10 protein-coding genes and 1 pseudogene are annotated in these 9662 nt (G+C 61.1%); 4 read left to right on the top strand and 7 right to left on the bottom strand.

Annotated elements, in window-relative coordinates:
- A partial coding sequence (locus tag VJ897_RS14545; RefSeq protein ID WP_324056486.1) for a carboxyl transferase domain-containing protein occupies positions 1 to 1040 on the bottom strand: 1040 nt, incomplete at its 3' end.
- A 151-nt stretch (positions 1041 to 1191) separates the two neighbouring features.
- Between VJ897_RS14545 and VJ897_RS14540 the strand changes: the two genes are divergently transcribed.
- From VJ897_RS14540 to VJ897_RS14530, 3 genes are all read left to right on the top strand, one after another.
- Positions 1192 to 1410: a biotin/lipoyl-binding carrier protein gene (locus VJ897_RS14540; protein WP_324056485.1), complete on the top strand. Its 219-nt coding sequence runs from the start codon at positions 1192 to 1194 to the stop codon at positions 1408 to 1410.
- A 3-nt stretch (positions 1411 to 1413) separates the two neighbouring features.
- Positions 1414 to 2778, top strand: a complete 1365-nt coding sequence (locus VJ897_RS14535; RefSeq protein ID WP_324056484.1) for an acetyl-CoA carboxylase biotin carboxylase subunit — start codon at positions 1414 to 1416, stop codon at positions 2776 to 2778.
- Between the two features lie 77 nt (positions 2779 to 2855).
- Positions 2856 to 3590, top strand: a complete 735-nt coding sequence (locus VJ897_RS14530; protein ID WP_324056482.1) for a TSUP family transporter — start codon at positions 2856 to 2858, stop codon at positions 3588 to 3590.
- 96 nt (positions 3591 to 3686) lie between these two features.
- Here VJ897_RS14530 and VJ897_RS14525 read toward each other — a convergent pair whose 3' ends face one another.
- The 5 genes from VJ897_RS14525 to VJ897_RS14505 form a co-directional block, all read right to left on the bottom strand.
- Positions 3687 to 4457, bottom strand: a complete 771-nt coding sequence (locus tag VJ897_RS14525) for an ABC transporter permease (RefSeq protein ID WP_324056480.1) — start codon at positions 4455 to 4457, stop codon at positions 3687 to 3689.
- Complete coding sequence (locus VJ897_RS14520) at positions 4454 to 5245, bottom strand: ABC transporter ATP-binding protein (RefSeq protein WP_324056479.1); 792 nt, start codon at positions 5243 to 5245, stop codon at positions 4454 to 4456. The genes VJ897_RS14525 and VJ897_RS14520 overlap by 4 nt, the downstream gene beginning before the upstream one ends.
- Positions 5242 to 5979: a D-glutamate cyclase family protein gene (locus VJ897_RS14515; RefSeq protein WP_324056477.1), complete on the bottom strand. Its 738-nt coding sequence runs from the start codon at positions 5977 to 5979 to the stop codon at positions 5242 to 5244. The genes VJ897_RS14520 and VJ897_RS14515 overlap by 4 nt, the downstream gene beginning before the upstream one ends.
- A gap of 65 nt (positions 5980 to 6044) precedes the next feature.
- Positions 6045 to 7421, bottom strand: a complete 1377-nt coding sequence (locus VJ897_RS14510; protein ID WP_324056476.1) for a dihydroorotase — start codon at positions 7419 to 7421, stop codon at positions 6045 to 6047.
- Positions 7418 to 8434 carry an ABC transporter substrate-binding protein gene (locus tag VJ897_RS14505; RefSeq protein ID WP_324056475.1) on the bottom strand — a complete coding sequence of 339 codons (1017 nt, stop codon included), beginning with the start codon at positions 8432 to 8434 and terminating at the stop codon, positions 7418 to 7420. Before VJ897_RS14505 ends, VJ897_RS14510 begins: the two co-directional genes overlap by 4 nt.
- A 156-nt stretch (positions 8435 to 8590) precedes the next feature.
- On the opposite strand from VJ897_RS14505, the gene VJ897_RS15260 reads away from it, so the two are divergent.
- A complete protein-coding gene (locus tag VJ897_RS15260) occupies positions 8591 to 9304 on the top strand; it encodes a GntR family transcriptional regulator (protein ID WP_414706768.1) in 714 nt (237 codons plus the stop codon).
- A 133-nt stretch (positions 9305 to 9437) separates the two neighbouring features.
- Here VJ897_RS15260 and VJ897_RS14495 read toward each other — a convergent pair.
- A pseudogene (locus VJ897_RS14495) lies at positions 9438 to 9662 on the bottom strand (IS3 family transposase); the annotation flags it as partial.

Below are 9662 nucleotides of genomic sequence, written 5' to 3'. Positions count from 1 at the left end.
GCCTTTCGCATCGCGTCCACGTCGATCGCTCCGCCCCGCACCATCGGGTTCGACGCGATGATACCCACACTCCGGCCCCCGAGCCGTGCCAGGCCGGTTACGAGCGAGCGCCCGAAGCGCGGCTTGAGCTCAAATAGTGTGTCGCGGTCGAGGACCGCCCCCAGGATCTTTCGTGAGTCGTAGACGCTGTTCTGGCTAGTGGGGAACCCGTCGACCACCGTGAGCGCTTCTTTATCAGAGCCATCGGGCACGGGCGCGCGTTCGGGTTCCGCTCCCGAATGCTGCGGCATGTAGCTCAGATAGCGCTTTAGAACCGCCAGGGCCTCCTCATCCGTTTCCACGGCGTAATCGACAAGCCCGGTCTTCTCGGTATGCAGTTTCCAGCCGCCGAGATCTTCCGGGTCCACAGGCTGATTGATCGCCACCGAGGTGACGCGGCTCGAGGCGACCGCCATGGTCGCCCCCTTTCGCATGACAGCGAAATCCGACATGCAGCCGTACCAGGTCGAGGAGCCATAGCAGTCTCCGAGAAGGGCGGAGACCAGTGGCATTTCGCGCCCTCTGCGAAACTCCAGTGGGTCCTGGCCGAGAATGGCACGCCCGGCCGCACCCATCCTGTCCGGCATCCGCGCGCCCGACGATTCGCCCAGCATCACGAGCGGCATCCCCTTCTTGGCCGCCACTTCTCTTACGTGCTTGATCTTCTTTCCATTTATCACACTCGAAGAAGCGCCCAGCACCGTAAAGTCGTTCGATACGACTGCGACCGGCCGACCATTAATGCGCCCGAAGCCGGCGACCTTGCCGTCGGCGGGGGTCTTCTCGCGCGCCGCCTCCCGATGTGATCGGGCGAGCATTCCCACTTCGAGGAAACTGTCGGGATCGAGGAGTTTGTCGAGACGCTCTCGGGCGTTCAGGATGCCCTTTTCACGCCGCTCGGCCAGTCGCTTGGGGCTTCCCATGGCGAGGGCGGCGGCACGATGGTCTTCGAGTTCCGCGGCTGCGACTTCGAGGGGGTTCCGGGTCCGCTCGTCGTCCATGCCGTCTAGCCCTCCAATGAAGTAGTGTCACAAGAAACTACTAATAGCTGCTCCACCTGTCAATCTAGCGTCGGCAGGCGAGTAGTAGTTGCACTTGAAACGCCGGATTTCCAGAGATACGATCGATCCGTGAAACTGGAGGTACGGCCGAATGAGCGTGGACATCTGCAGCGAGATGACCGGAACGGTCTGGAAGGTGCTCGTGGAGCCGGGCCAGCGGGTGGAGGAGGGCGACACCGTCATGCTGATCGAGGCGATGAAGATGGAGATTCCGGTCGTCGCCATGGATGCCGGGACCGTTGCCGAAATCCTGGTCGCAAAGGGTGACATGGTGGCGGACGGTGATCCGGTGATCAGGCTGGACGACTGAGCGATGCGCCGCCTGCTGATTGCCAACCGGGGCGAGATCGCCTGCCGCATCATCCGGTCGGCCCGCAAACTCGGCATCTCGCCGGTCGCCGTCTATTCCGAGGCCGACCGCGGGGCGCTTCATGTGGAGATGGCCGACGACGCGGTGGAAATCGGGCCGCCGCAAGCCGCCCTGAGCTATCTTGATGCAAGCCGCATCATATCCGCAGCCAACGGAATGGGCGCAGATGCAGTTCACCCGGGCTACGGTTTTCTGGCTGAAAGCGCGGATTTCGCTGACGCTGTCCTGGAAGCGGGCCTGACTTGGGTGGGCCCTTCGCCGGAGACCATCCGCCGGATGGGCGACAAGCAATCCGCCCGGGAGACCGCCAGGAGCGCCGGTGTGCCTGTTCTGCCCGGTAGCGCGCGTATCCGTCCCGGCGAAGTCGGCGCCCTAAAGAAGTCGGCGGAGGATGTCGGGCTGCCGCTCCTGGTCAAGGCTTCGGCAGGGGGGGGCGGAATAGGAATGCGCCGTGTCGATGCGATCGATGCGCTTGAGGAAACGGTTTCCTCCGTGCAGCAAGGCGCGGAGAAGGCCTTCGGGTCCGGAGACGTCTATCTCGAGCGGCTGGTGCCGCGTGCCCGGCATGTCGAGGTGCAGGTATTCGGCTTCGGAGATGGTACCGCGATGCATCTATTCGAACGGGACTGCTCCTTGCAGCGCCGCTTCCAGAAGATCATCGAGGAGGCTCCCGCGCCCCGCCTCGCGGAGGGGACCCGCAGGGCACTCCATGAGGCGTCGTTGGCGCTTTGCCGGCAAACGAAGTACTCCGGCGCCGGCACAGTAGAGTTTGTTCTCGATGCCGAGACGGGCGAGTATTTTTTCCTGGAGATGAATACACGGATACAGGTCGAGCACCCGGTTTCGGAAATGGTCACGGGCGTCGATCTGGTGGCCATGCAACTGGAACTCGCTGGCGGTGCGCGCCCCGATGCCGAGGTCGGAGGGAAACCCGCCGGGCACGCGATAGAATGCCGGTTGTATGCCGAGAACCCGAGGAAGATGTTCTTCCCGTCGCCGGGGCGACTCGAACGCTTTGTGCTGCCGGAAGAAGCCTCCGACCTCAGGGTCGAGACCGGGTACCGCGAAGGTGACGTCGTTTCTCCCTTCTACGATCCAATGATCGCCAAGATCATTGCGCACGGTACCGACCGCCGCGCAGCCGTTGCCCGATCCCTGCAAGCGCTGAACGAAACCGAAGTGACCGGCATCACCTGCAACAGGGATTTTCTCGTCTCCTGTCTTCGCCATGACAGTTTCGTTTCCGGGGATGTCCACACCGGCTTCATTGAAGAACATCGTTCGGCGTTGATCCCGGCGGCGGGGTGACCGGTGCCGGCGCGCATTATGAGTGACTGAAGCGGGCAAGTGCACCGCATCATCCGACAAGACGGGAGCCGAGACGCTTGCTCATTGCCGGGTTGATTCTTGCAGTTCTGCTGACCTCGACGCTCTCCGGCGTGTTCGGGATGGTCGGCGGAATGATCCTGCTGGGCTTCCTGTTGTTTCTCTTGCCCGTCGAGGCGGCGATCGCGGCTCAAGGGGTCATACAGCTCGTTGCCAACTCCTCCCGGGCGTACTTCTCCCGTGAGTGGATCGATTGGCGTATCATCCGCTATGCCGTGCTCGGCATCGGGGCGGCACTCCTGCTGTTGACGCTGGTGGAGTACACCCCGAACATTGCGGTCGTTTCGATCTGCGTCGGCCTTCTGCCGGTGTTCTGCTATATCCCGACCCGCTGGATCATGCTGGATGCCAGCCGTCCACCACAGGCTGTCCTCTGCGGATTTCTCGGAGGTCTCCTGAACCTGGGGGTCGGCGTCGCCGGGCCGATCGTCGACATCTTCTTCGCCCGCACGCCCATGGACCGGCGAAAGATCATCGGCACGAAAGCGTCGCTCGTTCTGATCTCGCATCTCGCCAAGATCGCCTTGTATTCTGCAGCTTTGTCTGGCCTCGAAAATCGAGAGCTCATTGCCATCTCCGTTGCGCTGCCGTTCTCCGTCATGGGGTCCCTTATCGGCCACGCGATCCTTTCGCGTTTCACGAACGAGGGTTTCCGCCGCGGAACAGTCATCCTGATCACCGTCGTCGGCCTGTTCTATCTGGGGCAGGGGTTTTTGTTGCTCACCCGTTCTTAAGTCGCGGTCACCATTTCTGACGCCGGCGGTGACCATCGACAATATCTGGTTTGGGGCTGCCACGCTGTCGGAGCAGTCCAAAGAAAGCGAATTGAATTACGAAACGACGTCGCTGCCTCTGAATGCCCAGGCGCTCGTGCGCATCTCCAGCATGGCTGCGGCGACGTACATCACGACGCCGAGCAGGGCCAGCACCAGCAGGCCGGCGAACACCAGAGGTACGTTGTAGTTCGAGGAAGCGGAAAGCATCAGGTAACCGATGCCCTTGTTGGACGCTACCGTTTCGGCGATGACGGAACCAACGAAGGACAGGGTTATCGCGACTTTGAGCGAGGCGAAAAGATATGGCATCGAACGGGGCAATCCTACCTTGAGCAGGATATCGCGCCGGGAGGCGCCGAGAGATCTGAGCACGTCTGTCATATCGCGCTCGATGGTCGCCAGACCGGTCGCAACGTTCACGGCGATTGGAAAGAAGGAGATCACGAAGGCCGTGAGAATTGCCGGAACCGTGCCGATGCCGAACCAGATCACCAGTATCGGGACCAAGGCCACCTTCGGAATCGAATTGAAACCTATGAGTACCGGATAAAGGCCGCGGTAGACAAGCCGCGAAGAGCCGATTGCGGCTCCGAGAGCCACACCGACGACCACCGCCAGGCCGAACCCTGCGAGCGTGGTGTAAAGCGTCTGTGCCGAGTGATAGGCGAGTTCAGGCGCGAATTTTATGGCTTCGCGCCAGATGTCGCTCGGCGCAGGCAATATGAACACGTCCAGATCGAAAAGGCGGCAGCAAATCTCCCACACCACGAAGAATCCGATCGTGACTGCCCACGGCATCAGTCTTTCGATGGTCCGATCGGTCATGACATCTCCTGGTCGGTCTGAATCTTCTCGCGCAGCATGTGGACATGTCCCTGGAATGCATCCGTGTAAGTCATTTCCAGGCTTCTCGGGCGCGGCAAATCGATCGGCTGACGATGAAGTATACGACCGGGGCGCGCACTCATCACGATGACCTCGTCGGAAAGATAGACGGCTTCTCGCAGGTCGTGGGTAATAAGCACCGCGGTGAAGCCGCGCTCGATCCAGAGCCGCTGCATCACGGCCCAGAGAGCTTCACGGGTGAATGCATCAAGGGCGCCGAAGGGTTCGTCGAGCATGACAAGGCGAGGGGCGTGCACGATCGAGCGGCAGACGTTCACCCGTTGTTGCATGCCACCCGACAGTTCCCACGGAAACCGGTCCTTGAACTTCGAGAGCCCGACCTCCGCAAGAAGAGACGACGCCTGATCGACGAAAGGTCCCCGGTCCCTTGCAAAGGCTCTCCTGTGATGGGGAGAAACTTCAAAGGAAACGAGAACATTATCGAGCGTGGTTCGCCAGGGCATGAGCGAAGCGTTCTGGAAAGCCATTCCGACATCGCGCGCAGGACCGTCGAGCGTGACATCGCCGATGCGGATTTCGCCCTCGCTCGCGCGGGTCAAACCGGTAAGCAGCCGCATGAGCGTGGATTTTCCGCAGCCGGAGGGACCTACGACCGCAAGGAAGTGCCCCTCGTCGATGGAAAGATCCGTCGCTTCGAGCGCGCGTATCTGCTCCTTGCCGGTGTCGAACACCATTCCCACGCTCTTGAGTTCGATGAGTGCGTTCATGTTTCGGGCTCCACGGGTATGTCCGTCACGGCCATGTGTCCTGGTTCGTGGGTGACGAAAAGCGGTATCCCCGACGCTGCAACAGCGTCCTGACCGGTCAGGCCGCAGGCCCAGAACATGGGTGTTTCCCCCTGCAGCGGTGGAATCGGCTCCCCGAAATCCGGGACGCCGAGATTTCCGATTCCGATACAGCCGGGATCTCCGATGTGTATGGGGGCGCCATGCGCCTTCGGCAAAGCCCGGGATATCTCGGCGACGCGTTTTACGTCCCCTTTTGCGAACGGACGCATTGAGGCGACCACATGGCTCGAAAATCGCCCAACCGAACGCGAAGGAATGTTGGTGCGGAAGAGGGATCCTTGGATACCGAGCTCGATATGCCTCATGCGGATGCCGGCGCGAGCGAGCGCGTCCTCGTTCGCAAACCAGCAGCCGAGAACGAAAGCCGTGCTGTCGCAGGACCATGAGTCATACATGTCCCGCACCACTTCCGCAGGATGCCCGTCACGCCATATCCGATATTTTGGCAGGTCTGTCCGGACATCGAATTCGCCGCCGCATCCAAGCATAGGATCTCCGGGACTGCCGCGCTCGAGGATCGGCAAGGATTGGGGATTGGCGCCGCAGAATTCCTCGAATTCGTCGGCGGCGGCTTGCGGCACGACGATGAGATTGCCCTGGAGATACCCCGGCGCAAGGCCTGACGTGAGACCGGAAAAGGTCCCCGCCCGCATCTCTTCCCTGAGTTCCCGAGGAGATAGTCGTTTCCAGTCAGGCGACGGAGTCTGGACATCGGAGTTCATTGACAGGAGACTTCCGGTTCAGGGCACCAAGCGGCTGTTTCGATGAAACGGGCGCGCTTTCCACGGGGGCTTCCAATGAGTTGCCCGTCCCGCATGATCATGGCGCCGCGCAGCATCGCGCCGACCGGCCAGCCGGTAAGCTCGTGCCCATCATAGACGGTCCAACCGCATTTCGATGCGACCATGGAATTGCTGACCCTGACTTTGCGGTCAAGGTCGACGAAAGTGAGATCGGCATCGCCACCGACGGCGATCCGTCCTTTGCAAGCCAGGTTGAAGACCCGTGCCGGCCCCGCGCAGAGCAAGTCCACGACGTGCGGCAACAGAAGTTCTCCCTTCGACACCATGTCCAGAAGCAAGGGCACGAGCGTCTGGGTTCCGGGCATTCCCGAATGCCGGCTTGGGTAAGGCTTTGCCTTGTCTTCGAGCAGATGCGGCCCGTGATCGGAGCCGATCACGTCGACGACCCCGTCGCGAACCGCCCGCCTCAGCGCTTCGCGATGTCGGGCCTCTCGAATGGGCGGGTTCTGCTGAACCAGTGTTCCGTGGTCTCGGTAGCAGTCCGGCGCGGCGAAGATGAGGTGCTGCGGGAGCACTTCGCAGGTCACCAGATCGCGGTTTGCCGCTATGATCGCGATTTCCTCGGCGGTGGAAACGTGCAGGATATGAAGCCTGCGATTGTACCTTCGCGCTTCCGCTATCGCGCGCTTCGTCGCCGCGACCGCGCTTTCGACGTCGCGCCACTCGCCATGGATGAAGACGTCGGAACCCGAGGTCATCGGGCGACGCGCCTCGATGCGATCCTCGTCCTCGGCATGGACCGACACCACGCGGCGTCCGGAGGCCATTATGCCGCCGAGCGCATCCTGTCGCCTGATCACGAGATCGGAGGTAGAGGATCCCATGAAGACCTTGACGCCACAGACGCCCGGAGTTCTTTCCATCTTGATCAGGTCGTCGAGGTTCTCGCCGTCTGAGCCGACATAGAGTCCGAAATCGCACCAGGCGTGACGCCCCACGAGATTCATCTTTGCTTCGAGGTCGGGTTGGGTGAGGACGGCCGGCTGCGTGTTCGGCATGTCGAAGACACAGGTAACGCCACCGAGAGCCGCGCCGCGCGAGCCGCTTTCGAAGTCCTCGGTCCGTTCTCCGCCGGGTTCCCTGAAGTGCACGTGGCTGTCGATGACGCCGGGCAGAACGTGAAGGCCCCGTGCGTCGACTACATGGTCGGCCGACACCTTCGACACGAGCGAGCCCGGCGGCCCGACGCCCGCAAACCGGCCGTCCCGGATCAAGATGTCGAGTTCGGCGACACCGCGGTGAGAGACCACGGTGCCGCGCGTTACGACCTGCGAGGATCCTTCGGAATTCAATTCGGGATTTGCCGAAGTTCGGCGTCCGGCAGGAACGAGCTGTCGAAGATGAGCGTCGGCTCGGGGTCGGCTTCGAAGTTGAACACGCCCGACAACTGCTTGATGGAATTCGAGAGCTTTTCAATGTCGACATCACCGAATCCCGCAGACCGCGTATAGTCCGTGACGATCAGCGTCTCCAGAGCGAGTTCGAGCCGTGCGAGTTCGGCCTCTTCGTCCAGCAGGCCGTCGCGTGCCTTGGCTGCCGCAACGCCCACTTGCGGGTCCGCCATGACATCCTGAATGCCGCGGGCCGTAGCGCGAAGGAAACCCTTCACCAGATCGGGATTCTCTTCCGCGAGGGACCGGGAAACGATGACCGCGTTGCCGTAGAAATCCATTCCGAAATCGGAAAACAGAAACGACCTGAGGTCCTCGGGCTTCGCGCCGCGCTTGAGAAGATCGATATACGATGAGTAGTAGTGGCCGCTGATCATGTCGACGTCGCCCCGCAGCAACATCGTTTCTCGCAGTTTCCCGTCCATGTTCACCCGCTCGACCTTGCTTTCATCAATTCCTGTCTGAGAGGCGAAGGCGGGAAAGAGCTTGAAGCTTGCGTCGAAAGCCGGAGAACCGAGGCTGTGACCCTCCATGTCTGCGGGGCTCTCGATTCCGCTGTCGCCCATGGTGAAGATCGAGAACGGACCTTCGTCGTAGACCATCATGATGGAGACGGGAGCGCTTTCGCCGTTTTCCGCCGCGAACTGGATGAGGTTGCTGAGATCCGCGAAGCCGAATTCGTAGGCGCCGGACGCCACCTTTCCGATCGCATCAACCGAGCCGCGGCCGGCATCGATGGTCACCGACAGGCCTTCCTCCTCATAATACCCCTTGTCTGCGGCGACGAGCATGAAGGAGTCTGGCCCCTGGAAGACCCATGGCATGGTAACCTTGACCTCTGCTTGAGCATGGACGGTGCCTGCGACCGGAGCCATGACCGCAGCGGCCAGGAGCATATATCTGAACGTTTTCATGGTTTTCCCTCGACTGCATGTATTGTTCCTGCCAAGACTCTGTTCATGCCTCCTGCGTCTAGGTCTAACAAATAACTGTAAAACTATGAAAAAATCCAGATTGCACACAATTTGTGAGCAAAAATTGTGCAAAATACAGATGGATTGAGCAAGAGAATGTCGGCGCAGGACGCTCTTGGGAAGATTGGCTACAAGAAGTCGCCCGCCTTGGACGACGTGGCGATCTACGATTCGATCCTATCCGCCGTGATCGACCAGCGCCTGCCGCCGGGCACCCGCCTAACAGAGGCCGAACTGTGCAGCATCTACGGAACGTCGAGGCGCAGCATCGAGCGCGTCCTCGTTCGCCTCGAGGCCGAGGGCGTGGTTACGATCGAACGGAACAGAGGCGCTCGAGTAGCGCGGCCAACGGCTCAGGATGCCCGAGACGTATTCGATCTGCGACGCCTCGTTGAGGTCCAGGTCGTGAAGCTGCTCAGCGGTCGCATAACCAGCCAGGCCCACCATCGGATGGTAGCATCGCTCGGAGCAGAGGACAGCAGGGTACAAGACACTCAGGATCGCGCGCGCATTCATCATTCGGGCGATTTCCATATTCTGCTTGCCGACGAGTGCGGCAACTCCGAGATCAGGCGTCTCGTCTGCCGCCTCGTGGCGCGCACATCGCTCATCACCCAACTCTTCGGCAACAATCAGGCGCTCGACTGCTGGCACGATGAGCACGTTAGGCTGGTTGAACTGCTGATGGAGGGTGAGACCGAAGAAGCGGAAGCGCTGATGGTGCAGCATCTCGGCAGCATCGAAGGGGCTCTCAGGCTCGTAGAACCGCGGGACCAAGAGACTAGTCTCCGCGCCGCTTTGCTTCGCTAGGCACCGAAGTAGCGTCTGTAGTCGTCGAGGATCGTCCAAGGGTAGATCCAACCCTAGTCAATGACCTTGAGGACGATTCAGACGAGCCAGAGACCCTTGGTCATTCAAGCACGCCTATCCGTCAACGAGTGGAGGCGCGGTAGCGGACCATCTTGCGATCCGCCCCTGCAATCCGGCACGCCCGCCGTTCCGAAAGCCCGAACAGGGCCTTCAGATGCGCGACCGCCTCGCGCTTCACGGCAGGCGTCACCACTTTTTTGAAACCAGCTCCTTCATCGCGGCGAGGTCGGGCATCTGCTCGGCCAGCAGCTTCTTGAGCTTCGCGTTCTCATCCTCGAGCGCCTTCAGCCGCTTCGCC

This window comes from Salibaculum sp., from assembly GCF_035270045.1.
Taxonomy (GTDB): Bacteria; Pseudomonadota; Alphaproteobacteria; order Rhodobacterales; family Rhodobacteraceae; genus Salibaculum.
Note: the sequence above shows the minus strand (reverse complement) of the source record. Positions and strands in the feature narration are given on the sequence as shown.